Below are 24863 nucleotides of genomic sequence, written 5' to 3' on the forward strand. Positions count from 1 at the left end.
CCCGGCCTCAGCGTTTCCGCTGGTGACGGGGTCTTTGGGCACCTCATGCTGGGTGCCCCCGGCAGGATTCGAACCTGCGCACACGGCTCCGGAGGCCGTTGCTCTATCCCCTGAGCTACGGGGGCGTGTCGGGCGCTGAGCTGTTCGCTTGCGGCGACGGGTAGAACACTAGCAGGTCCGCCGGGGTGATCAGGAACGGGTTTCGCAGGGTGCGTCGGGGCGGGTCGACGGAGGTGGGCAGGGATGGGTCGGCGGAGGTGGGCAGGGGTGGGACGGTGACGTTCCCCCGCGCGGGGTGGAAGTGGGGAAAAGCCGGACGCGGTGGCCGGCGCCGACCTACTCTCGAGTTGTGCCAGGCGCGTCGGGCCGGGTGCTTGTTGTGGACGACAACAAGGTCATCCGGCAGCTGATCAGGGTCAACCTCGAGCTGGAGGGGCTTGAGGTCGTGACCGCGGCTGATGGTGCCGAGTGTCTGGATGTCGTGCATCGGGTTCGGCCCGATGTCGTCACCCTCGATGTCGTGATGCCCCGGCTGGACGGCTTCCGGACCGCCGCGCGGCTGCGTGCGGACCCTCGTACGCACGATCTTCCGCTCGCCATCATCAGCGCGTGTACCCAGTACGAGGTGGAGAGCGGGCTCGACGTCGGTGTCGACGCCTTCCTCGCCAAGCCCTTCGAACCCGCGGAGCTCGTGCGGCTCGTCAAGCAGCTCATCGAGCGGAAGCCCGTACGCAGCGGCCCCGGTCGGCACGGCGACGGCGAAGGCCAGGGGGGCGAAGAGGGGGACGGCGACGAGGGCAGCGGGGGAGAGGGCGGAGGCGGTGACGGGGCGGGGGTAGCGGTGCGCTGAGTGGGGGCATGAAGAGACTGATGGGGCGTACCCCACCCCCGTCCCGTCTCGCACCGTAAAACCACTTCGCATACCCACCCCCCACCTCCCCTACGCTTGTCCCGTGACCCCCGTCGAGCTCTCCCGCACCGTGTTGCACTCGGTGCGTGCTGCCGTGGACGGCGGGGAGCTGTGTGTGGAGCCGGATGTGCTGCCGGAGCGGGTCGTCGTGACTGAGCCGGGGCCCGGGGGGTGTGGGGACTACGCCACCAATGTCGCCCTTCAGCTCGCCCGGGCGGCCGGGCGGGCGCCCCTGGATGTCGCCGGCGTTCTCCGCGAGCGGCTTCTCGAGGCCGATGGCATCGGTGACGTCGTCGTCACCGGGCCGGGGTTTCTCAACATCACGCTCGCCGACAGTGGGGAAACGGCAGTTGGTCTCGTCGCCGAGATCGGCCGGCTGGGCCTCGCCTACGGCCACGGTGCCGCGCTCGCCGGGCAGGTCGTGCTGTTGCGGGTGCCGTACGAGGTGCGGGCCGAGGTCGTGGCCGATGCCGTCGTGCGGATCGTGGCCACCCAGGGCGGGCGGGCCGAGGTAGGGCACGGGGAGCCGGTGAATCTGCGGCCCGTGCCGGCTCCGGAGGATCCCGCGCCGCTCGGGGCCGACGCCGCCCAGTGGGCGCTGCTGCACCCCGCGGCGCACGACCGGCCCCGGATCACCGCCGACCACCTGGTGCAGCGGGAGGGCAATCCGCTGTTCCGGGTGCGGTACGCGCATGCCCGTACCCGCGCCATGACCCGCAGTGCCGCCCGCCTCGGGTTCGGTGCCGAGCCCGGACCCGTGGCCGCCCCCGAGGTGGTCGCCGCGCTCGCCGGACATCCCCGCATCCTCACCGCGGCCGCCACCCATCGCGCCCCGGACCGGCTCGCCCGGCATCTCGTCACCGTCGCCGATGCCGTGCTGCCCTTTCTGCCCACCGTGCTGCCGCGCGGCGAGGAGAAACCCTCGGCCGCCCACCGTGCCCGGCTCGCCCTCGCCGAAGCCGCCGGGACGGTGCTGGCCGGTGGCCTGTCCCTGCTCGGCATCGACGCACCCGAATACCTCTGAGGCCACCCCAGGACGCCCCGGAGAGAGACAGAGAGTCTGAGAGTCACGTCATGAGCCGTTCCGCCCACCCCGCCGGGCCCCGTCACGCCGATGTCCTTCCCGAGGGGCACTACTCCGCCCCGCCCGCCGACCTCAACGCCCTCGACCCCAAGGTGTGGGCGCAGACCGTCGGCCGGGACGAGGACGGTGTCCTCACGGTCGGCGGGATTCCCGCGACCCGGCTCGCCGAGGAGTTCGGCACCCCCGCCTACATCCTCGACGAGGCCGACTTCCGGGCCCGGGCTCGCGCCTGGCGCACCGCGTTCGGTGCCGACGCCGACGTGTTCTACGCCGGGAAGGCGTTCCTGTCCCGGGCCGTCGTGCGGTGGCTGAACGAGGAGGGGCTCAATCTCGACGTGTGCTCCGGCGGTGAGCTGGCCACCGCGCTGTCCGCCGGAATGCCCGCCGAGCGCATCGCCTTCCACGGCAACAACAAGTCCGTGGCGGAGATCGAGCGGGCGGTCGAGGGCGGGGTCGGGCGGATCGTGCTCGACTCCTTCCAGGAGATCGTGCGGGTCGCGCACATCGCGCGGTCGCTGGGCAGGCGGCAGCGGGTGCAGATCCGGATCACCGTCGGGGTGGAGGCGCACACCCACGAGTTCATCGCCACCGCCCACGAGGACCAGAAGTTCGGCATCCCGCTAGCCGGCGGTCAGGCCGCCGAGGCGGTCCGGCGGGCGCTCCAGCTCGACAGTCTCGAGGTCATCGGGATCCACAGCCACATCGGCTCGCAGATCTTCGACATGTCCGGCTTCGAGGTCGCCGCCCACCGGGTGGTCGGGCTGCTCAAGGACATCCGGGACGAGCACGGGGTCGAGCTGCCCGAGATCGACCTCGGCGGCGGGCTCGGGATCGCGTACACCAGTGCCGACGACCCGCGCGAGCCGCACGAGATCGCCAAGGCGCTGACCGAGATCGTCGGCCGGGAGTGTGAGGCCGCCCGGCTGCGCACGCCGCGCATCTCGGTCGAGCCGGGCCGTGCCATCGTCGGGCCGACGGCGTTCACGCTGTACGAGGTCGGCACCGTCAAGCCGCTGGAGGGGCTGCGGACGTACGTCTCCGTGGACGGCGGGATGTCCGACAACATCCGTACCGCGCTGTACGACGCGGAGTACAGCGTCGCCCTCGTCTCGCGCGTCAGTGACGCCGAGCCCGTGCTCAGCCGTGTCGTCGGCAAGCACTGCGAGAGCGGGGACATCGTGGTCAAGGACGCGTTCCTGCCCGCCGACCTGGCGCCGGGCGACCTGCTCGCCGTACCCGCCACCGGCGCCTACTGCCGGTCCATGGCCAGCAACTACAACCATGTGCTGCGCCCGCCGGTCGTCGCGGTGCGGGACGGCGAGGCGCGGGTGATCGTGCGGCGTGAGACGGAGGAGGACCTGCTGCGTCTCGACGTCGGCTGACGGGGCCGGCACGGCCGGGGCCGGCGCACGGACGCTGACGTCGGCCGAGGGGGGAGGGGCCGGGGCGCCGGAATCCCTGGTTCCGCGGGGCTTGGTGAACCGCGGGACGAGGGCCGGAAGATCTTCGGTCTTCCCATCCCGGGAAAATGAAATAGATGTCTCACGATCCGGACGAAGGGTAGAAACTCCCGTCCGGTGAGTGAGACTGGACCAAACCGTAGACGGTAAGAGGAAACGAGGTCGGATGATGCGTACGCGTCCGCTGAAGGTGGCGCTGCTGGGCTGTGGAGTGGTCGGCTCAGAGGTGGCGCGCATCATGACGACGCACGCCGACGACCTCGCCGCCCGGATCGGGGCCCCGGTGGAACTGGCCGGGGTCGCCGTGCGCCGGCCCGGCAAGGTGCGTGAGGGCATCGACCCGGACCTGGTCACCACCGACGCCACCGCCCTCGTCAAACGCGGCGACATCGACGTCGTCGTCGAGGTCATCGGCGGCATCGAGCCGGCGCGGAGCCTCATCACCACCGCCTTCGAGCACGGCGCGTCCGTGGTCAGCGCCAACAAGGCGCTGCTCGCCCAGGACGGGGCCGCGCTGCACGCCGCCGCCGAGGAGCACGGCCGGGACCTCTACTACGAGGCCGCCGTCGCCGGTGCCATCCCGCTGATCCGGCCGCTGCGCGAGTCCCTCGCCGGTGACAAGGTCAACCGGGTGCTCGGCATCGTCAACGGCACGACCAACTTCATCCTCGACAAGATGGACTCCACCGGCGCCGGCTACCAGGAGGCGCTGGACGAGGCCACCGCGCTCGGTTACGCGGAGGCCGACCCGACCGCCGACGTCGAGGGGTTCGACGCCGCCGCCAAGGCCGCCATCCTGGCCGGTATCGCCTTCCACACGCGGGTGCGGCTCGACGACGTCTACCGCGAGGGAATGAGCGAGGTCACCGCGGCCGACTTCCGCTCGGCCGCGGAGATGGGCTGCACGATCAAGCTGCTCGCCATCTGCGAGCGGGCCGCCGACGGTGCCTCGGTGACCGCGCGGGTGCACCCCGCGATGATCCCGCTGAGCCACCCGCTCGCCTCCGTGCGCGGCGCCTACAACGCCGTCTTCGTGGAGTCCGACGCCTCCGGGCAGCTCATGTTCTACGGCCCCGGCGCCGGCGGTTCCCCGACCGCCTCCGCCGTGCTCGGCGACCTGGTCGCCGTCTGCCGCAACCGGCTCAACGGCGCAACGGGGCCCGGTGAGTCGGCGTACGCGGCCCTGCCGGTCTCGCCCATGGGCGAGGTCGTCACGCGGTACCACATCAGCCTCGACGTCGCGGACAAGCCGGGTGTACTGGCGCAGGTCGCGACCGTGTTCGCCGAGCACGGGGTGTCGATCGATACGGTTCGCCAGCAGGGCAAGGACGGCGAGGCCTCCCTCGTCGTCGTCACCCATCGCGCGTCCGACGCCTCCCTGACCGGGACCGTCGAGGCGCTGCGCAAGCTCGACACCGTGCGGGGTGTCGCCAGCATCATGCGGGTTGAAGGAGAGTAACCAGCAATGACCCACCAGTGGCGCGGAATCATCGAGGAGTACCGGGACAGGCTGCCGGTATCCGACACCACGCCGGTCGTGACGCTCCGCGAGGGCGGCACGCCCCTCGTGCCCGCGCAGGTGCTCTCCGAGCGCACGGGCTGTGAGGTCCACCTGAAGGTGGAGGGGGCCAACCCCACCGGATCCTTCAAGGACCGCGGCATGACCATGGCCATCTCCAAGGCCAAGGAGGAGGGGGCGAAGGCGGTCATCTGCGCCTCCACCGGCAACACCTCCGCCTCGGCCGCCGCCTACGGGGTGCGGGCCGGGATGGTCTCGGCCGTGCTAGTGCCGCAGGGCAAGATCGCGCTCGGCAAGATGGGCCAGGCCCTGGTGCACGGCGCCAAGATCCTCCAGGTCGACGGCAACTTCGACGACTGCCTCACGCTCGCCCGCGCTCTCAGCGAGAACTACCCTGTGGCGCTGGTCAATTCGGTCAACCCGGTGCGTATCGAGGGACAGAAGACGGCCGCCTTCGAGATCGTCGACATGCTCGGCGACGCCCCCGACATCCACGTCCTGCCGGTCGGCAACGCGGGCAACATCACGGCCTACTGGAAGGGCTACAAGGAGTACGCCGCCGACGGCGTCTCCGCCCGTACCCCGCGCATGTGGGGCTTCCAGGCCTCCGGCAGCGCCCCGATCGTGCGCGGCGAGGTGGTCAAGGACCCGTCGACCATCGCCACCGCGATCCGCATCGGCAATCCCGCCTCCTGGGACTACGCCCTCGCCGCCCGCGACGAGTCCGGCGGTGCCATCGACGAGGTGACGGACCGTGAGATCCTGCGCGCCTACCGGCTGTTGGCCGCGCAGGAGGGTGTCTTCGTGGAGCCCGCCTCCGCCGCCTCGGTGGCCGGTCTGCTCAAGGCGGCCGAGCAGGGCAAGGTGGACCCGGGGCAGCGCATCGTGTGCACCGTCACCGGCAACGGGCTGAAGGACCCGGACTGGGCCGTCGCCGGCGCGCCGCAGCCGGTCACCGTCCCCGTCGACGCGGCCACCGCGGCCGAGCGCCTCGGCCTGGCCTGAGCGCCCGCGGGCCCGGGAGACCGGGCCCGCACCCCGCCGCGCGGGGCGACCCGTGGCAGGGTGCACGGGAGGTCCACGACACGCATCGTGCGCCTCCTGTGCGCCCTATGTCGCCGCGGAACCTTCCTTCGATAGGCTGTACTGAACCCGCCTACCGCATATGCCCCCGCGTGTGGGCACGGGCCGCGCCGTCTACGCGACCCGACGGGTCTTCGTACGTCATCGAATGTCCATCGAAGCTATCGAGCGGCATTCGACCCATCGGATGTCCTTCGACACTCAAACGCAGCTCAAGGAGAGTCTTCGAGCGATGGCCGGTCCAGCTTTCCGCGCCGCCGCCGTACGGGTGCGCGTCCCTGCCACCAGCGCGAATCTCGGCCCGGGCTTCGACGCCCTGGGCCTCGCGCTGGGGCTGTACGACGACGTCGTCGTCCGGGTGGCCGACTCCGGTCTGCACATCGACATCGCGGGTGAGGGCGGCGAGACCCTGCCCCGGGACGAGAGTCACCTGCTCGTCCGCTCCCTGCGCACGGCCTTCGACCTGCTGGGCGGACAGCCCCGGGGCCTGGAGATCGTCTGTGCCAACCGCATCCCGCACGGCCGCGGCCTCGGCTCCTCCTCCGCCGCCATCTGCGCAGGCATCGTCGCCGCCCGCGCGGTGACCATAGGCGGCGAGGCCCGGCTCGACGACGCCGCGCTGCTCGCGCTGGCCACGGAGATCGAGGGTCATCCCGACAACGTGGCCGCCTGTCTGCTCGGCGGTTTCACCCTCTCCTGGATGGAGGCCGGCGCCGCCCGGGCCATCAGGATGGAGCCCGACGATTCCATCGTTCCGGTGGTTTTCGTGCCCGGGAAGCCGGTGCTCACCGAGACCGCGCGCGGACTGCTGCCGCGCACCGTGCCGCACGTCGACGCCGCCGTCAACGCGGGCCGTGCCGCCCTGCTCGTCGAGGCCCTCACCAGGCGCCCCGAGCTGCTGCTGCCCGCCACCGAGGACCGTCTGCACCAGGAGTACCGCGCCCCGGCCATGCCGGAGAGCGCCGCGCTGGTGGAGCGGTTGCGGGCCGACGGGATCCCGGCCGTCATCTCCGGCGCCGGACCCACCGTCATGGCGCTGGCCGACGCCGGCAGCGCCGACAAGGTGTCCCGCCTCGCGGGTGAGGGCTGGGCCGCCAACCGGCTGGACCTCGATGTTCAGGGAGCGAGCGTGCTGCCGCTTGCGACCTGAGACACGGTTGCCGGATTTGGAGAGGGGGAATGTTTGTTGGATCCGGTAGTGTTAACCTCAAGTCTGCACCCGACCCCACCATGGCGAGGTGCTTCGTGTCCCCGTCCGGGACAGACATCCTTCCGGGAGCCTCCCACACCACTCCGTGTCTCGTGCGCCGTACCTGGGCAGTACGACGTATGCGGACACTGAGCGGGACTCTGGGCACGCTCCGGAATCGGTGCTACCACGCCACGTGACACTGGGTGCCACGGCTCGCGGAAGCGCCATCACCAGAAATTCTCTTCCGCCGCTTTGGCGGACCACCGCCCCGGCACGGTTCATCGAAGACAGGACCGTAGTCCGGACAGCACAACCGGTCGCCGAGCCAGACAGGCCGACGTCCGCTCCAGGGAAGGACCCTTCGTGAGCGACACCACCGATCTGATGGGCGCACGTGTCGAGGAGACCGCTGCCGCGCCCGCCACGGACGCCTCCGCGCCTGCCAGCGGTGCCGGCTCCCGGCGGCGCCGCGGTACCGGCCTCGAGGGCATGGTGCTGGCCGAGCTGCAGCAGGTCGCATCCGGCCTCGGCATCAGGGGCACCGCGCGTATGCGCAAGAGCCAGCTGATCGAGGTCATCAAGGAGGCCCAGGCCGGAGGGGGCGCCGCTCCCAAGGCGGAGGCGGCCACCGAGACCAAGCCCAAGCGCCGGGCCACCTCCAAGGCCCGCACCGGCGAGGACGCCGCCGAGAAGAAGGCGGACAAGGCGGCCGAGGCTCCCGCCGAGAAGGCCGTGGCCCAGCAGCAGATCGAGATCCCCGGTCAGCCGGCCGGTGGCGCCGCCCGTGCGGGCGAAGCCGAGCGCGGAGACGACGCCCCGGCCGAGCGGCGTCGCCGCCGTGCCACCGCCGATGCCGGCAGCCCGGCCGCCGGCGCCGAGAGCGTCGCCGCCGAGGCGAAGGGTGAGTCCAAGGGAGAGACGCCCGCGCAGCAGCAGGGCGAGGCCCGTGGCGACGCCGGTGACGGCGAGGGCCGTGGCCGTCGTGACCGCCGCGAGCGCGGCCGCGACCGCGACCGCCGTGGCAAGGGCGACGACCAGCAGGGCGGCGGCCGTCAGGACCGTCAGGACCGGCAGGACCGTCAGCAGCAGGGCCAGCAGCAGGGCGGCCGGCAGGACCGCAACAGCGGCCCGCAGGACGACGACGACTTCGACGGCGGCCGCCGTGGCCGTCGCGGGCGATACCGCGACCGCCGTGGCCGCCGTGGCCGCGACGACATCGCCGAGCCGCAGGTCGCCGAGGACGACGTCCTGATCCCCGTCGCGGGCATCCTGGACATCCTCGACAACTACGCCTTCATCCGGACCTCCGGCTACCTGCCCGGCCCGAACGACGTGTACGTCTCGCTCGCCCAGGTCCGCAAGAACGGCCTGCGCAAGGGTGACCACATCACCGGCGCGGTCCGCCAGCCGAAGGAGGGCGAGCGCCGCGAGAAGTTCAACGCGCTGGTCCGCCTCGACTCCGTCAACGGCATGGCGCCCGAACACGGCCGTGGCCGCCCGGAGTTCAACAAGCTGACCCCCCTGTACCCGCAGGACCGCCTCCGTCTGGAGACGGACCCGGGCGTACTGACCACCCGCATCATCGACCTCGTGTCGCCGATCGGTAAGGGCCAGCGCGGTCTGATCGTGGCCCCGCCGAAGACCGGCAAGACCATGATCATGCAGGCGATCGCCAACGCGATCACCCACAACAACCCCGAGTGCCACCTGATGGTCGTCCTCGTCGACGAGCGTCCGGAAGAGGTCACCGACATGCAGCGGTCGGTGAAGGGCGAGGTCATCTCCTCGACCTTCGACCGCCCGGCGGAGGACCACACCACGGTCGCCGAGCTGGCCATCGAGCGCGCCAAGCGCCTGGTGGAGCTGGGTCACGACGTGGTCGTGCTGCTCGACTCGATCACGCGTCTGGGCCGTGCGTACAACCTCGCCGCCCCGGCCTCCGGCCGCATCCTGTCCGGTGGTGTCGACTCGACCGCCCTGTACCCGCCGAAGCGGTTCTTCGGCGCGGCCCGCAACATCGAGGACGGCGGCTCGCTCACCATCCTCGCCACCGCCCTGGTGGACACCGGGTCCCGCATGGACGAGGTGATCTTCGAGGAGTTCAAGGGCACCGGCAACGCCGAGCTCAAGCTCGACCGGAAGCTCGCCGACAAGCGCATCTTCCCGGCGGTGGACGTCGACGCGTCCGGCACCCGTAAGGAAGAGATCCTGCTCGCCCCCGACGAGCTCGCCATCGTCTGGAAGCTGCGCCGGGTGCTGCACGCCCTCGACCAGCAGCAGGCGGTCGAACTGCTCCTCGACAAGATGAAGCAGACGAAGTCGAACGCCGAGTTCCTGATGCAGATCCAGAAGACCACGCCGACGCCCGGCAACGGCGACTGACCGGTAGGCACTGGGTAAGAAATAAGGGCCGCCCCCCGTCACCACGTGACGGGGGGCGGCCTTTTGGCGCTGAGAGGGAGGGGAGCGCATCACGCGCCCCACTCATCACATCTCTCCCTGGGGGGAACCGCCTTGCCCACGCCCGAGCCCGGGCGGCACAGACGCCGGATACGTCTTGCCGTCCCCCTTGCCGCGGCCGGTGTCGCCGCCGCCGTGACCGCCGCGCTGATGACGTCCTCCGCCGGCGCGGCCACCGCCCTGCCGAAGCCCGGCACCGCACCCGCAGTCTCCCAGCCGTCCCCGGCCACGCTGGAGAAGCGCATCGCGGGCGCCTCCGGCTCCGAGCAGCCGACGAAGACCAGCAGCCCCTCGGCCGTCTCGCCGAAGATCATCGGTGGCAGCGAGACCACCATCTCCTCGGCGCCCTGGATGGCCCAGCTCTGGTACTTCGACGACAAGGGCACGAGCGCCACCGGCGACGACATCGGCTTCTTCTGCGGCGGCTCGGTCGTCTCGCCGACGAAGATCCTCACCGCCGCGCACTGTGTGCGGGACGGGAAGAACAAGGCCTACAACTGGAAGGCCTACGGCGCCGTCGTCACCGGCACCGACCGACTGCCCACCACCGACGCCGCCGGCACCACGGACCTGCACGGCGGCCAGGCCACCGGCCTACTGCGCCAGTGGAACCACCCGTCGTACGCCCCGGCCACCATCGACAACGACATCGCCGTGCTCACCCTGGCCGTCCCGGTCAAGGCCACGCCGATCCGCATGGTCACCTCCGGCGACACCGCCTCGTACGCCACCGGCACCAGTGCCAAGGTCTACGGCTGGGGCCGCACCAGCTCCACCAGCGACGACATCTCCGACACACTGAAGACGGCCACCCTGCCCGTGCAGTCGGACAGCACCTGCTCCGGCTACTACGGCAGTGACTTCGTCAAGGGCCACATGGTGTGCGCGGGCAAGCCCGCCACCGGCAGCGACACCGGCACCAACTCCGCCTGCAACGGCGACTCGGGCGGGCCGCTCGTGGTGAACGGCCGGATCGCCGGCGTGGTGTCCTGGGGCGTCGTGGACTGCGTCGAGAAGGGCGCCTACAGCGTCTTCAGCAAGGTCGCCAAGTACACGGGCGCGGTCTACCCGCAGCTCGACGACAGCAACCTGAGCTACGACGACAACAAGGCCGACCTCTTCGTGCGCGCCTCGTCCACGAAGACCGGCTACGAGAAGGACTCCAAGGGCACGTCCTTCGGCTCCCGGATCTCGTGGGGCGACTGGGGCGGGGTCAACCTCGCCCTCCAGGCCGACCTGAACCGGGACGGCTACCAGGACATCGTCTTCCGGGTCGGCTCCACCGGCGACGTGTACTGGGAGCACTTCGTCCTCAACAGCGCCCGCACCAGCGGGAGCTGGGCCGAGACGAAGATCTTCACCGGCTGGAAGACCCGCAAACGGATCATCACCCCGGGCGACGTCACCGGCGACTACCTGCCCGACGTGCTCTCCGTCGACTCCAACGGCGCGCTGTGGCTGTACGCGGGCAAGGGCAACGGGAGCTTCGCCACCAAGGTGAAGGTGAGCACCGGCTGGGACCAGTACAACTCGGTGCGCGGCCACGGGGACTTCAACGGCGACGGCAAGGCCGACCTGCTCGCCCGCAAGTCGAGCAACGGCGACCTGTACCTGTACAAGGGCACCGGGAAGTCCGGCTCCGGAGCCTTCTCCGCCCGGGTCAAGGTGCGCAGCGCCTGGACCGGCTACAACGCCTTCGACGCGGTCGGCGACGTGAGCGGTGACGGCAAGGCCGACTTCCTGGCCCGCACCCCCGGCGGAACCCTGTACCTGTACAAGGGCACCGGAAAGGGCACAAGCGAGATCTTTGCCACAAGGGTCTCGGCCGGCACCGGCTTCCAGGCGTACGACATCTGGGGCTGAATCCGCAGGTGAGCCCGGCTCACCGGGGACCACACGGTCACACACGGTGCCCCTCGCCGCACGCGGGGGGCACCGTGCGCTGTGCAACCCTGTGCCGAGTTTCTCCGTCTGACCAGGCAGAGCGACGACGGAGCGGTGACGACCGCGCCTGACCCTGAAAGCAGGGGGTAAACGACAGACGAGACCTAGGAGTGACGTGTCCGCCGAAAGCACGCCCGAGCCCGGCATAACGGAGCCGGCCACCACCGGCCCGCAGCGAAGAGGCGGGGGCCGCCGCCGCAAGGCCGCCGTTCCGGGCAAGCGCCGCAAGGCCCTGCTCGCCACCGCGTGGGCAGCCGCCGGTGTGGTCGTGCTGGGCGGCACCGGTCTCGGGTACGTCTACTTCAAGCTCAACGGCAACCTGAAGAGCGTCGACATCAACCAGGCCCTCGGCGACGAACGGCCCACGAAGATCGACAACGGTTCCGAGAACATCCTGGTCCTCGGCTCGGACACCCGCTCGGGGAAGAACCGGAAGCTGGGCGGCGGCACGGACGACGGCAGCGCCCGCTCCGACACCGCGATGATCGTCCACGTGTACAAGGGACACAAGAAGGCCAGCGTGGTCTCCGTCCCGCGCGACACCCTCATCGACCGCCCCGCCTGCACCGACACCAAGGGCGGCAGCCACCCGGCGGCGTCCGGCGTGATGTTCAACTCCGCCTACTCCACCGGCGGCGCGGCCTGCGCCGTGAAGACGGTCGAGTCCCTCAGCGGCATCCGCATGGACCACTACCTCGAGGTCGACTTCGCCGGCTTCCAGAAGCTCATCGACGACCTCGGCGGGGTCCCGGTCACCACGACCAAGGCCATCGCCGACCCGCAGAGCCACCTGAACCTCAAGGCCGGCACCCACACCCTCGACGGTGAGCGGTCGCTCGCCCTGGTCCGCACCCGGCACGGCGTCGGCGACGGCTCCGACCTGGGACGCATCCAGCTCCAGCAGGCCTTTGTCAAGGCGCTGCTCGACCGGGCCGAGCACGTCGGCGTGCTCAGCAGCCCCAAGAAGCTGTACGACCTCGCCGACACCGCCACCAAGGCCGTCACCACCGATTCCGATCTCGGCTCGGTCAACGCCCTCGCGGACTTCGCGGGCGGCCTGAAGGGCATCGGCTCCTCCCACATGAGGATGGTCACGATGCCGGTCCGGTACGACCCGGCCGACCCCAACCGGGTCCTCCTGCAGAAGGCCAAGGCCGAGCGGATCTGGACGGCCCTGAAGAACGACCGGCCCATTCCCGCGTCGGCCACGAAGGACACGGCGGCGGGCGGGGCCAAGGGCGTCGTCAGCGGCTGACCCCGCACCGGGCCGCCCCCGTACCCGGCTCCGGGGAATCACCGGGAAGCCGCCGGGGAAACGCCCCCGGGAATAGACGGCCCCGCCCCCCGGTTTTGGGGGATGGCGCCAGTCCTGGCAGACTGGTACGTCGGCTCCGGTTCACGCTTTCGCACCCAGCGGCTGCGACCCGGCGCCCTCCCGAAACCTAGGAGACACCTTGAAGCGCGACATCCACCCCGAGTACGTCGAGACGCAGGTCAGCTGCACCTGTGGCGCGTCGTTCACCACCCGCAGCACCATCAACTCGGGCACCATCCGGGCCGAGGTCTGCTCCGAGTGCCACCCGTTCTACACGGGCAAGCAGAAGATCCTCGACACCGGTGGCCGTGTGGCCCGCTTCGAGGCCCGCTTCGGCAAGGCCGCCGGCTCCAAGAAGTAGCGAGCCCCAAATCGCCGGTCCACGGTCGCGCCCTCCTGCGGGGCGTGCCCGGGACCGGCGTTTTTGGTCGCCCGCCCTTGTCCTCACCGCAGTATCAGGAGCCGAAAGATGTTCGAGGCCGTCGATGAACTCGTCGCCGAGCACGCCGACCTGGAGAAGAAGCTCGCCGACCCGTCGGTCCACGCCGACCAGGCCAACGCGCGCAAGCTGAACAAGCGCTACGCCGAGCTCACCCCGATCGTCGCCACGTACCGCTCCTGGAAGCAGACCGGCGACGACATCGAGACCGCGCGCGAATTCGCCGCCGACGACCCCGACTTCGCCGCCGAGGTCAAGGAGTTCGAGAAGCAGCGCGAGGAACTGACCGAGAAGCTGCGCCTGCTCCTCGTCCCGCGCGACCCCAGTGACGACAAGGACGTCATCCTGGAGATCAAGGCCGGCGCCGGCGGCGACGAGTCCGCGCTGTTCGCCGGTGACCTGCTGCGCATGTACCTGCGCTACGCCGAGCGGATCGGCTGGAAGACCGAGATCATCGACGCCACCGAGTCCGAGCTGGGCGGCTACAAGGACGTCCAGGTCGCGGTCAAGACCAAGGGCGGCCAGGGCGCCACCGAGCCCGGCCAGGGCGTCTGGGCGCGGCTGAAGTACGAGGGCGGCGTGCACCGCGTGCAGCGTGTGCCGGCCACCGAGTCCCAGGGCCGGATCCACACCTCCGCGGCCGGCGTGCTCGTCACGCCCGAGGCCGAGGAGATCGACGTCGAGATCAACCCCAACGACCTGCGCATCGACGTCTACCGCTCCTCCGGGCCCGGCGGCCAGTCCGTCAACACCACCGACTCCGCGGTGCGCATCACGCACCTGCCGACCGGAGTCGTCGCCTCCTGCCAGAACGAGAAGAGCCAGCTGCAGAACAAGGAGCAGGCGCTGCGTATCCTGCGCTCCAGGCTGCTCGCGGCGGCGCAGGAGGAGGCGGAGCGGGAGGCGGCCGACGCCCGCCGCAGCCAGGTCCGCACCGTGGACCGCTCCGAGAAGATCCGCACCTACAACTTCCCGGAGAACCGCATCTCGGACCACCGCGTCGGCTTCAAGGCGTACAACCTGGACCAGGTCCTGGACGGCGACCTCGCCGCGGTGATCCAGGCCTGCGTCGACGCCGACTCGGCGGCGAAGCTGGCGGCCGCGTAAGAGGCGCGTACGAATACACGGAGGACTTGCGTGCAGTCACCAACTGGGGGGCGACCCCCAAGCCCCCGCAGTCTGCTGCTCGCCGAGGTGGCCCAGGCGACCCAGCGGCTGGCCGACGCCGGCGTGCCCTCGCCGCGCACCGACGCGGAGGAGCTCGCCGCGTTCGTGCACGGCGTGAAGCGGGGCCAGCTGCACTCCGTCAAGGACTCCGACTTCGACGCCCGCTACTGGGAGGTCATCGCCCGGCGTGAGCAGCGCGAGCCGCTGCAGCACATCACCGGGCGGGCCTACTTCCGGTACCTGGAGCTCCAGGTCGGGCCGGGTGTGTTCGTGCCCCGGCCGGAGACCGAGTCCGTGGTCGGCTGGGCCATAGACGCCGTGCGCGCCATGGACGTGGTCGAGCCCTGCATCGTCGACCTGTGCACCGGCTCCGGCGCCATCGCGCTCGCGCTCGCCCAGGAGGTGCCGCGCTCGCGCGTGCACGCCGTGGAGCTGAGCGAGGAAGCGCTCCAGTGGACCCGTAAGAACGTCGAGGGGTCCAGGGTCGACCTGCGCCAGGGCGACGCCCTGGCCGCCTTCCCGGACCTCGACGGCCAGGTCGACCTGGTCATCTCCAACCCGCCGTACATCCCGCTCACCGAGTGGGAGTACGTCGCGCCCGAGGCCCGTGACTACGACCCCGAGATGGCGTTGTTCTCCGGCGAGGACGGCCTCGACCTTATCCGCGGCATCGAGCGCACCGCGCACCGGCTGCTGCGGCCCGGAGGGGTCGTCGTCATCGAGCACGCCGACACCCAGGGCGGCCAGGTGCCCTGGATCTTCACCGAGGAGCGGGGCTGGGCCGACGCCGCCGACCACCCGGACCTCAACAACCGCCCCCGGTTCGCGACCGCCCGCAAGGCGCTGCCGTGAGCGCCCCGACGACTTCCAGCCCGCAGTACCCGCACGAGGAGGCCCGCTAGACATGGCACGGCGATACGACACCAACGACGCGACCGACCGTGTGACGGGTCTGCGCGAGGCCGCATCCGCCGTCCGCCGGGGCGAGCTGGTGGTGCTGCCGACCGACACGGTCTACGGCATCGGCGCCGACGCGTTCTCCTCCGAGGCGGTCGCCGACGTGCTGGCCGCCAAGGGCCGGGGCCGCAACATGCCCACCCCCGTGCTGATCGGCTCCCCGAACACCCTGCACGGCCTCGTGACGGACTTCTCCGAGCTGGCCTGGGAGCTGGTCGACGCCTTCTGGCCGGGCGCCCTCACGCTCGTCGCCCGGCACCAGCCGTCCCTGCAGTGGGACCTGGGCGACACCCGGGGCACGGTGGCCGTGCGCATGCCGCTGCACCCGGTCGCCATCGAGCTGCTCACCGAGGTCGGCCCGATGGCCGTGACCTCGGCCAACCTCACCGGGCACCCGGCGCCCGAGGACTGCGACGCCGCCCAGCGGATGCTCGGCGACTCCGTCTCCGTCTACCTCGACGGCGGCCCGACGCCCGGCAACGTGCCGTCGTCCATCGTGGACGTCACCGGCGAGGTGCCGGTGCTGCTGCGGGCGGGCGCGCTCTCCCCGGAGGAGCTGCGGAAGGTCGTACCCGACCTCGAGGTGGCGAATTGACGGCCCCTGACGCGGGGCGTGGCATAGGCAGGGAGAGCGCCGCGGAGATCACGACGACGTTCGTCGGACTTCCGCGCGACTGCTTCCGCATCCTCCACGTCAGCACCGGCAACGTGTGCCGCTCACCGATCACCGAGCGGCTGACCCGTCATTTCGTGACGGAGCGGCTCGGTGTGCTCGGCGGCGGGCTGATCGTGGAGAGCGCCGGAACCTGGGGCCACGAGGGCGCGCCAATGGAGGCCAACGCGGAGACCGTGCTGGCCGAGTTCGGCGCCGACGCCTCCGGGTTCACCGGCCGGGAACTGCTGGACGAGCACGTCATCATGGCCGACCTCGTCCTCACGGCCACCCGCGACCACCGCGCCCAGGTCATCTCCATGGGGCACTCCGCCGGCCTGCGCACCTTCACGCTGAAGGAGTTCACCCGCCTGGTGCGCGCCATAGACCCCGCCACGCTGCCTTCGCTGGAGGACGGCGTGGTGGTGCGTGCGCGCGCCCTGGTGCGCGCGGCGGCCGCGCTGCGCGGCTGGCTGCTGGCGCCGACCGCGGAGGCGGACGAGGTGTACGACCCGTACGGGGCGCCGCTGACCTTCTTCCGCTCGATCGGCGACGAGATACACGAGGCGCTCGATCCCGTGGTGACCGCTCTGACCGGGGTCCCCGCCCGCGCCTGACGCGGGCGGGCACCGCCGGCCCGCGAGGGGGACGGCGGCGGCAGGCGGAGCAATACGCGCGTATCGGACATCCCGGGCCTACATTGGACTCACGTCACCGTCGACCGTCCGGAGCCCGCCATGCCGGTCACCCACGCCCTCGAGACCGATGTCCTGCGGGAACAGGATCCCGAGCTGGCCGACATCCTGTTCGGGGAGCTGGACCGGCAGTCGACGACGCTCCAGCTCATCGCCGCCGAGAACTTCACCTCCCCGGCCGTGCTGGCCGCCCTCGGCTCGCCGCTCGCCAACAAATACGCCGAGGGCTACCCCGGCGCCCGGCACCACGGCGGCTGCGAGATCGTCGACGTCGCCGAACGCCTGGCCGCCGAGCGGGCCATGGCGCTGTTCGGCGCCGAGCACGCCAATGTGCAGTCCCACTCGGGCTCCTCGGCCGTCCTGGCCGCCTACGCCGCCCTGCTGCGCCCCGGCGACACCGTCCTCGCCCTGGGGCTGCCCTACGGCGGCCATCTCACCCACGGCTCGCCCGCGAACTTCTCCGGCCGCTGGTTCGACTTCGTCGGCTACGGCGTCGACGCCGAGACCGGCCTCATCGACCGCGACCAGGTCCGCCACCTGGCCCGCAACCACCGGCCCAAGGCCATCGTCTGCGGCTCCATCGCCTACCCCCGCCACCTCGACCACGCCTTCTTCCGGGACGTCGCCGACGAGGTGGGGGCGTATCTGATCGCCGACGCCGCGCACCCGATCGGTCTGGTCGCCGGGAGAGCGGCGCCCAGCCCGGTGCCGTACGCCGACATCGTCTGCGCCACCACGCACAAGGTGCTGCGCGGCCCCCGCGGCGGGATGATCCTGTGCGGCGCCGAGCTGGCCGAGCGGGTGGACCGGGCCGTGTTCCCCTTCACCCAGGGCGGCGCGCAGATGCACACCATCGCCGCCAAGGCCGTCGCCTTCGGCGAGGCGGCGACCCCGGCCTTCGGCGCCTACGCCCACCAGGTGGTCGCCAACGCACGGGTGCTGGCCGGCCATCTGACCGCCGAGGGGCTCCACGTGATCACCGGCGGCACCGACACCCACATGATCACCGCGGATCCGGCCCCGCTCGGCGTGGACGGACGCAGCGCGCGCGGACGGCTCGCGGCCGCCGGGATCGTGTTGGACTGCTGTGTCCTTCCCCACGGTGACGGCCGCGGGCTGCGCCTGGGCACGGCCGCGGTGACCACGCAGGGCATGGGAGAACCGGAGATGGTCCGGATCGCCGCGCTCATGGCCGCCGTCCTGCGGGGCGAGGCGGAGGCCGCCCCCACACGGGCCGAGGTGCGCGAGCTGACCGGCGGATTCCCGCCGTATCCGAAGTGAACCGGGGTAGGCGGGAGGGGCGTGGACCCGGACGCGCGCGGTGGCTCACAGCCACCCGTGCAACCATCGTCGCTACCCGGAAGTCCTCAACCACAAGCGTCCGTCGCTAGGGTGTGAGGCTGTGATGGCCAGCGAGACCTGTGGGGAAGCCCGTGCGTGAATACCTGCTGACGCTCTGCATCACGGCCGCGGTGACGTACCTGCTGACAGGGCCGGTACGGAAGTTCGCGATCGTGGCGGGGGCGATGCCGGAGATCCGGGCACGTGACGTGCACCGGGAACCCACTCCGCGGCTCGGCGGGATCGCGATGTTCTTCGGACTGTGCGCGGGTCTGCTGGTCGCGGACCACCTGACCAACCTCAACGAGGTCTTCGCCAAGTCCAACGAGCCGCGTGCGCTGCTCTCCGGGGCCGCGCTGATCTGGCTGATCGGTGTCCTCGACGACAAGTTCGAGATCGACGCGCTGATCAAGCTCGGCGGCCAGATGATCGCCGCCGGCGTCATGGTCATGCAGGGTCTGACGATCCTGTGGCTGCCCGTCCCGGGCGTCGGCAACGTGGCGCTGACCCAGTGGCAGGGCACCCTGCTGACGGTGGCGCTGGTCGTCATCACGATCAACGCGGTGAACTTCGTGGACGGCCTCGACGGCCTGGCCTCCGGCATGGTCTGCATCGCGGCGGCCGCGTTCTTCCTCTACGCCTACCGGATCTGGTACTCGTACGGCATCGAGGCCGCCGCCCCGGCGACGCTGTTCTCGGCCATCCTGATGGGCATGTGCCTGGGCTTCCTGCCGCATAACATGCATCCGGCGCGGATCTTCATGGGTGACTCCGGCTCGATGCTGATCGGGCTGGTGCTGGCCGCCGGCGCGATCTCCATCACCGGTCAGGTGGACCCGGACGCGCTGGCCCTGTTCACGGGTTCGGAGAAGGCGGCGGTGCACCAGACGGTGCCCGTCTACATCCCACTGCTGCTGCCCCTGACGATAATCGCCGTGCCCGCCGCGGACCTGGTGCTGGCCATCGTCCGCCGCACCTGGCGCGGCCAGTCGCCGTTCGCCGCGGACCGCGGCCATCTGCACCACCGCCTGCTGGAGATCGGCCACTCGCACAGCAGGGCGGTTCTGATCATGTACTTCTGGTCGGCGCTGATCGGTTTCGGCGCGCTCGCCTACTCGGTCAACTCGGCGTCGATGTGGATCGTGCTCGGGGTGGTCTTCCTGAGCGCCATCGGCCTGATCCTGCTCCTCCTGCCCCGCTTCACCCCCCGGGTCCCGGCCTGGGCACAGAACTTCGTGCCGCCGCGGTACCGCCGTCGCGGCGCGGGCGAGGATCTGGTGCTGCCCGCGGAGACGACGGATGCCGCGTCGCAGGAGCCGCCGGCGGCAGAGGAGCGGACCCCCGTCGCAGCCGGTACGACAGGGGTCAACGGGGCTACCGCCATCGGCCCTCGTTCACGTATCGGCAAGGCCACAAGGTAAGAATCTGACTAGAGCATTGCCATCTCGTGGGGGAGCAAAGCCCCCCAATACCAGACAAACAGGCTGGGTTTTTGCACAGACGCGCGCCATCACACTCATGTGTGACAGCCAGCACACCCAGCAGGTAAAGACCTCATCAAATAGTTTGTGATACGGTTCACGAGAACCCCGGATAGGACCGAAGGACCGTAGTGCGACGGTCCGCCGGTGTGAGGTCTCGACTACTCAGCCCGGGACTACGCTCGTCCATGACGACACCTGCCCCCCTGTGAAAGCGGAGTTGCCGCCATGCCGTCAAATGACGCCCGGAACCTACTGCAGATCGCTGTGCCAGCAGCGGCCGCCGGCGTGATCGCCGTCGCCGTGAGCGCCGCGATCGCGGGAGGCAAGGGTGCTCTCGGCGCGACCGTCGGCACGCTGCTGGCCATCCTGTTCATGGGAATCGGCCTCTACGTGCTGCAGTGGACGGCAAAAACGCTCCCGCAGTTGTTCCAGGCCATGGGGCTGATGCTCTACATGGCTCAGCTGTTGCTCCTCCTGATCTTCGTCGCCGTCTTCAAGGGCACCTCTCTCTTCAACGCCAAGGCGTTCGCCGTGTCGCTGGTCGTCACGACCGTCGTGTGGATGGCCGCGCAGGCGCGCGCACACATGAAGGCCAAGATCTTCTATGTCGATCCCGACCCAGCGAAGAGTGAGAAGCACGAGAAGACGGGGCCGCCGTCGTGAGGGGTAGGGGCGGGATAAAGGCCTGTGAGATCTCCTGCTATCGTCCGGTGCCAACTGCGGCATCGCGGGCGCGGGCATCCGAGCTGACGCCTGCTCAATCGCGAGGCTTGATGCCCCCCAGCCGCCCCCACATCCGTAACACCAGTCCAGTGCCGATCAGCGGCCTTGCGCCGCGCCGACACAACGAGGTTGCCGTACCCATGCGTCACGCCGAAGGAGCCCGCGGTGAGTGCTGACCAGACCCAGCTCGCCTTTGACTGGAGTTGTCGGATCATGTCCGACAACGGGTGTGGCTTCCCGGCTCCGGGCCTGCACTCGTTCCTGTTCAAGCCGATGGCCACGGTCGGCGGCTTCGAGTTCAACAAGGTGATGCTCCTCGCGATCGTCACCACGGTCGTCGTCATCGCCTTCTTCTGGGCCGCCTTCGGCAATGCCAAGGTCATCCCCGGCAAGCTGCAGATGATCGGCGAGGCCGGCTACGACTTCGTGCGCCGCGGCATCGTCTACGAGACGCTCGGCAAGCGCGAGGGCGAGAAGTGGGTGCCGCTCATGGTCTCCCTCTTCTTCTTCGTCTGGCTGATGAACATCTGGTCGGTGATCCCGCTGGCCCAGTTCCCGGTCGCCTCGGTCTTCGCCTTCCCCGTCGTGCTCGCCCTGCTCGTCTGGGTCCTGTGGGTCGGCCTGACCTTCAAGCGCCACGGCTTCGTCGGCTTCTTCAAGAACGTCACGGGCTACGACAAGTCGCTCGGCGCGGTGCTGCCGCTCGTCATGGTCATCGAGTTCTTCTCGAACCTGTTCGTCCGCCCGTTCACGCACGCGGTGCGACTCTTCGCCAACATGTTCGCCGGTCACCTGATGCTGGTGATGTTCACCGTCGCCTCCTGGTACCTGCTGAACAGCTGGATGATCCCGGCCGCCGGCATCTCCTTCGTGATGACCATGGTCATGATCTGCTTCGAGCTTTTCGTGCAGGCCGTCCAGGCGTACGTCTTCGTACTGCTGGCCTGCTCCTACATTCAGGGCGCTCTCGCCGAGCACCACTGAGCCTCAACACACCCCCCAGTCGTCCGGTGGCCAATCCCCACCGGTCCGTAAAGAGAAGGAAGATTCAGCATGGCTGCCACTGAGACCCTCGCCGCTGTCTCCGGTTCCCTCGGTTCCGTCGGTTACGGCCTCTCGGCCATCGGCCCCGGCATCGGCGTCGGCATCATCTTCGGTAACGGCACCCAGGCCCTCGCCCGTCAGCCCGAGGCGGCCGGCCTGATCCGTGCCAACCAGATCCTGGGCTTCGCCTTCTGTGAGGCGCTCGCCCTCATCGGCATCGTTATGCCGTTCGTGTTCGGTAAGTAATTCCCTCTTACCCGACACGAAACGACGAAAGGCACTGATGTGATCGCCAACCTGGTACAGCTGGCGGCCGAGGAAGAGCAGAACCCGCTCATCCCGGCCGGCCCCGAGCTGCTCGTCGGCACCATCGCCTTCGCCATCGTGTTCTTCTTCTTCTGGAAGAAGCTGCTTCCGAACATCAACAAGGTTCTGGAGGAGCGTCGCGCGGCGATCGAAGGCGGCATCGAAGAGGCCGACGCCATGAAGGTCGAGGCCCAGAGCGTCCTTGAGCAGTACAAGGCTCAGCTCGCCGAGGCCCGGCACGAGGCCGCGCGTCTGCGCCAGGAGGCGCAGGAGCAGGGTGCCGCGCTCATCGCCGAGATGCGGGCCGAGGGCCAGCGGCAGCGCGAGGAGATCGTCGCCGCGGGTCACTCCCAGATCGAGGCCGACCGCAAGGCAGCCGCGGGCGCGCTCCGCCAGGACGTCGGCAAGCTCGCCACCGACCTGGCCGGCAAGCTCGTCGGCGAGTCCCTCGAGGACCACGCCCGGCAGAGCCGTGTGATCGACCGCTTCCTCGACGAGCTCGAGGAGAAGGCCGAGGCCACGCGATGAACGGAGCGAGCCGCGAGGCCCTGGCAGCCGCACGCGAGCGTCTCGACGCGCTGACGGACTCCACGTCCGTGGACGCGACGAAGCTCGCGGACGAGCTGGCGGCCGTCACCGCGCTGCTCGACCGCGAGCCCAGCCTGCGTCGGGTCCTCACCGACCCGGCGCAGCCCGGTGAGGCCAAGGCCGAGCTGGTCCAGCGGCTGATCGGCGGTCAGGTCGGCACGACCACCGTCGACCTGGTGTCCGGCCTGGTCCGTTCCCGCTGGTCGCAGCCGCGCGACCTGGTGGACGCCCTGGAGGAGCTGGCGAACGTCGCCGACCTCACCTCGGCGCAGAAGACGGGCACGCTCGACGACGTCGAGGACGAGCTGTTCCGGTTCGGCCGGATCGTCTCCTCGAACACCGAGCTGCGTGCCGCGCTCACCGACCGCTCGGCGAGCGTCTCGGCCAAGGCCGAGCTGCTGCGCCGGCTCCTCGGCGGCCGGGCCAAGCCCGCCACCGAGCGTCTGGTCACGCGCCTGGTGTCCGCGCCGCGTGGACGTAGCCTGGAATCGGGACTGGAGTCCCTGTCCAAGCTCGCCGCCGAGCGCCGGGACCGCATGGTCGCCGTCGTCACGTCGGCGGTGCCGCTGAGCGACGGGCAGAGGCAGCGCCTCGGCGCCGCCCTGACCAAGCTCTACGGCCGCCGGATGCACCTCAACCTGGACGTCGACCCCGAGGTCGTCGGCGGGATCCGGGTGCAGGTCGGTGACGAGGTCATCAACGGCTCCCTCGCGGACCGGCTGGAGGACGCGGCCCGCCGTATGGCGAGCTAGCGACACCTCGGCAATCGAGAAAACGCAAGACGTGCTTACGGCCCTGGTTGGGCCGTGCAGAGGATTCACCTCATTCAGGGGGGAGTCCCCATCCCCCCAAAGTGAAACTTCGGGCCCAACAAGGAGAGCAGGGAACCCAGATGGCGGAGCTCACGATCCGGCCGGAGGAGATCCGGGACGCGCTGGAGAACTTCGTCCAGTCGTACAAGCCGGACGCGGCCTCGCGCGAGGAGGTCGGTACGGTCACCGTCGCCGGCGACGGTATCGCCAAGATCGAGGGCCTGCCCTCGGCCATGGCGAACGAGCTGCTGAAGTTCGAGGACGGCTCCCTCGGTCTCGCGCTGAACCTGGAAGAGCGCGAGATCGGTGCCGTCGTACTCGGTGAGTTCAGCGGTATCGAGGAGGGACAGCCGGTGCACCGCACCGGTGAGGTCCTCTCCGTCGCGGTCGGCGAGGGCTACCTCGGCCGCGTCGTCGACCCGCTCGGCAACCCGATCGACGGCCTCGGCGAGATCGAGACGTCCGGCCGCCGCGCCCTCGAGCTGCAGGCCCCCACGGTCATGCAGCGCAAGTCGGTGCACGAGCCGATGGAGACCGGCTACAAGGCCGTCGACGCCATGACCCCGATCGGCCGTGGTCAGCGTCAGCTGATCATCGGTGACCGTCAGACCGGCAAGACCGCCCTGGCCGTCGACACGATCATCAACCAGCGCGACAACTGGCGCTCGGGCGACCCGAAGAAGCAGGTCCGCTGCATCTACGTCGCCATCGGCCAGAAGGGCTCCACCATCGCCGGCGTGCGCCGCGCGCTGGAGGAGAACGGCGCCCTGGAGTACACGACCATCGTCGCCGCCCCGGCGTCCGACCCGGCCGGCTTCAAGTACCTGGCGCCGTACACCGGTTCGGCCATCGGTCAGCAGTGGATGTACGAGGGCAAGCACGTCCTCATCATCTTCGACGACCTGTCGAAGCAGGCCGACGCCTACCGCGCCGTGTCGCTGCTGCTGCGCCGCCCGCCGGGCCGCGAGGCCTACCCGGGTGACGTCTTCTACCTGCACTCCCGCCTGCTGGAGCGCTGCGCCAAGCTCTCCGACGAGATGGGCGCCGGCTCGATGACCGGTCTCCCGATCGTCGAGACCAAGGCCAACGACGTGTCGGCGTTCATCCCGACCAACGTCATCTCCATCACCGACGGCCAGTGCTTCCTGGAGTCGGACCTGTTCAACGCCGGTCAGCGCCCCGCGCTGAACGTCGGTATCTCCGTCTCCCGAGTCGGTGGTTCCGCGCAGCACAAGGCGATGCGCCAGGTCTCCGGCCGCCTCCGTGTGGACCTCGCCCAGTTCCGTGAGCTCGAGGCGTTCGCCGCCTTCGGTTCCGACCTGGACGCGGCCTCGAAGGCCCAGCTGGAGCGCGGTCAGCGCATGGTCGAGCTGCTGAAGCAGGACCAGTACCAGCCGATGTCGACCGAGGACCAGGTCGTCTCCGTCTGGGCCGGTACCAACGGCCGTATGGACGACGTCCCGGTCGCCGACATCCGCCGCTTCGAGCGGGAGCTGCTGGACTACCTGCACCGCAAGGAGTCGGGCCTGCTCACCTCCATCCGTGAGGGCGCCAAGATGTCGAGCGACACGATCCAGGCGATCGACGACGCCGTCGCGGAGTTCAAGAAGCAGTTCGAGACCTCGGACGGCAAGCTGCTCGGCGAGGACACTCCTGCCGCTGCCGCCAAGTGACGTAAGGAAGGGACC

The 24863-nt window shown here is 70.2% G+C and carries 22 protein-coding genes and 1 tRNA gene; 22 read left to right on the forward strand and 1 reads right to left on the reverse strand.

Annotation, left to right across the window (positions count from 1 at the left end; genetic code table 11):
• Positions 1-53: 53 nt before the first annotated feature.
• Positions 54-125: transfer RNA gene (locus ABZ478_RS30290), tRNA-Arg, on the reverse strand.
• 176 nt (positions 126-301) lie between these two features.
• On the opposite strand from ABZ478_RS30290, the gene ABZ478_RS30295 reads away from it, so the two are divergent.
• The 22 genes from ABZ478_RS30295 (at position 302) to atpA (ending at position 24848) form a co-directional block, all read left to right on the forward strand.
• Positions 302-850 carry a response regulator gene (locus tag ABZ478_RS30295; protein WP_359554279.1) on the forward strand — a complete coding sequence of 183 codons (549 nt, stop codon included), beginning with the start codon at positions 302-304 and terminating at the stop codon, positions 848-850.
• A 103-nt stretch (positions 851-953) separates the two neighbouring features.
• Positions 954-1934 (forward strand): ArgS-related anticodon-binding protein NrtL, encoded by a 981-nt coding sequence (nrtL, locus tag ABZ478_RS30300; RefSeq protein ID WP_359554141.1) that lies wholly within the window; start codon positions 954-956, stop codon positions 1932-1934.
• Between the two features lie 50 nt (positions 1935-1984).
• On the forward strand, positions 1985-3376 hold the full coding sequence (gene lysA, locus ABZ478_RS30305) for a diaminopimelate decarboxylase (protein ID WP_359554143.1): 1392 nt from the start codon (positions 1985-1987) through the stop codon (positions 3374-3376).
• A gap of 244 nt (positions 3377-3620) precedes the next feature.
• Positions 3621-4913: a homoserine dehydrogenase gene (locus ABZ478_RS30310; RefSeq protein WP_351662904.1), complete on the forward strand. Its 1293-nt coding sequence runs from the start codon at positions 3621-3623 to the stop codon at positions 4911-4913.
• A 6-nt stretch (positions 4914-4919) separates the two neighbouring features.
• Positions 4920-5978: a threonine synthase gene (gene thrC / locus ABZ478_RS30315; RefSeq protein ID WP_199212012.1), complete on the forward strand. Its 1059-nt coding sequence runs from the start codon at positions 4920-4922 to the stop codon at positions 5976-5978.
• 310 nt (positions 5979-6288) lie between these two features.
• Positions 6289-7206 (forward strand): homoserine kinase, encoded by a 918-nt coding sequence (thrB, locus tag ABZ478_RS30320; RefSeq protein WP_359554144.1) that lies wholly within the window; start codon positions 6289-6291, stop codon positions 7204-7206.
• A gap of 405 nt (positions 7207-7611) precedes the next feature.
• Entirely contained in the window at positions 7612-9630 is a 2019-nt protein-coding gene (rho, locus tag ABZ478_RS30325; protein WP_359554145.1) for a transcription termination factor Rho, read from the forward strand.
• Between the two features lie 228 nt (positions 9631-9858).
• Positions 9859-11571: a trypsin-like serine protease gene (locus ABZ478_RS30330; protein ID WP_359554281.1), complete on the forward strand. Its 1713-nt coding sequence runs from the start codon at positions 9859-9861 to the stop codon at positions 11569-11571.
• Between the two features lie 196 nt (positions 11572-11767).
• Entirely contained in the window at positions 11768-12907 is a 1140-nt protein-coding gene (locus tag ABZ478_RS30335; protein WP_359554146.1) for an LCP family protein, read from the forward strand.
• A gap of 199 nt (positions 12908-13106) precedes the next feature.
• Entirely contained in the window at positions 13107-13328 is a 222-nt protein-coding gene (rpmE, locus tag ABZ478_RS30340; protein WP_040248322.1) for a 50S ribosomal protein L31, read from the forward strand.
• Positions 13329-13436: 108 nt separating this feature from the next.
• On the forward strand, positions 13437-14513 hold the full coding sequence (gene prfA, locus ABZ478_RS30345) for a peptide chain release factor 1 (RefSeq protein WP_359554148.1): 1077 nt from the start codon (positions 13437-13439) through the stop codon (positions 14511-14513).
• 72 nt (positions 14514-14585) lie between these two features.
• The gene (gene prmC, locus ABZ478_RS30350; protein WP_358936068.1) at positions 14586-15425 is read left to right on the forward strand and encodes a peptide chain release factor N(5)-glutamine methyltransferase; all 840 of its coding nucleotides are present in this window, start codon (positions 14586-14588) and stop codon (positions 15423-15425) included.
• Between the two features lie 52 nt (positions 15426-15477).
• The gene (locus ABZ478_RS30355) at positions 15478-16125 is read left to right on the forward strand and encodes an L-threonylcarbamoyladenylate synthase (RefSeq protein WP_358935934.1); all 648 of its coding nucleotides are present in this window, start codon (positions 15478-15480) and stop codon (positions 16123-16125) included.
• Positions 16122-16799, forward strand: coding sequence for a protein-tyrosine-phosphatase (locus tag ABZ478_RS30360; RefSeq protein ID WP_358935936.1), 678 nt, complete (start codon positions 16122-16124; stop codon positions 16797-16799). The genes ABZ478_RS30355 and ABZ478_RS30360 overlap by 4 nt, the downstream gene beginning before the upstream one ends.
• A gap of 120 nt (positions 16800-16919) precedes the next feature.
• Complete coding sequence (glyA, locus tag ABZ478_RS30365; protein ID WP_359554150.1) at positions 16920-18158, forward strand: serine hydroxymethyltransferase; 1239 nt, start codon at positions 16920-16922, stop codon at positions 18156-18158.
• A 152-nt stretch (positions 18159-18310) separates the two neighbouring features.
• Positions 18311-19639, forward strand: coding sequence for an MraY family glycosyltransferase (locus ABZ478_RS30370; protein ID WP_359554153.1), 1329 nt, complete (start codon positions 18311-18313; stop codon positions 19637-19639).
• A gap of 288 nt (positions 19640-19927) precedes the next feature.
• Complete coding sequence (locus ABZ478_RS30375) at positions 19928-20365, forward strand: hypothetical protein (protein WP_359554155.1); 438 nt, start codon at positions 19928-19930, stop codon at positions 20363-20365.
• 273 nt (positions 20366-20638) lie between these two features.
• The gene (gene atpB / locus ABZ478_RS30380) at positions 20639-21409 is read left to right on the forward strand and encodes a F0F1 ATP synthase subunit A (protein ID WP_199213661.1); all 771 of its coding nucleotides are present in this window, start codon (positions 20639-20641) and stop codon (positions 21407-21409) included.
• Positions 21410-21478: 69 nt separating this feature from the next.
• A complete protein-coding gene (locus ABZ478_RS30385) occupies positions 21479-21715 on the forward strand; it encodes a F0F1 ATP synthase subunit C (RefSeq protein ID WP_199212019.1) in 237 nt (78 codons plus the stop codon).
• Between the two features lie 39 nt (positions 21716-21754).
• Positions 21755-22303, forward strand: coding sequence for a F0F1 ATP synthase subunit B (locus ABZ478_RS30390; RefSeq protein ID WP_359554156.1), 549 nt, complete (start codon positions 21755-21757; stop codon positions 22301-22303).
• Complete coding sequence (locus ABZ478_RS30395; protein WP_359554158.1) at positions 22300-23115, forward strand: F0F1 ATP synthase subunit delta; 816 nt, start codon at positions 22300-22302, stop codon at positions 23113-23115. The genes ABZ478_RS30390 and ABZ478_RS30395 overlap by 4 nt, the downstream gene beginning before the upstream one ends.
• Positions 23116-23255: 140 nt before the next feature.
• Positions 23256-24848, forward strand: a complete 1593-nt coding sequence (gene atpA, locus ABZ478_RS30400) for a F0F1 ATP synthase subunit alpha (protein ID WP_359554159.1) — start codon at positions 23256-23258, stop codon at positions 24846-24848.
• Positions 24849-24863 lie beyond the last annotated feature (15 nt).

The sequence above is a fragment of the Streptomyces sp. NPDC005706 genome (genome assembly GCF_040631045.1).
GTDB lineage: Bacteria > Actinomycetota > Actinomycetes > Streptomycetales > Streptomycetaceae > Streptomyces.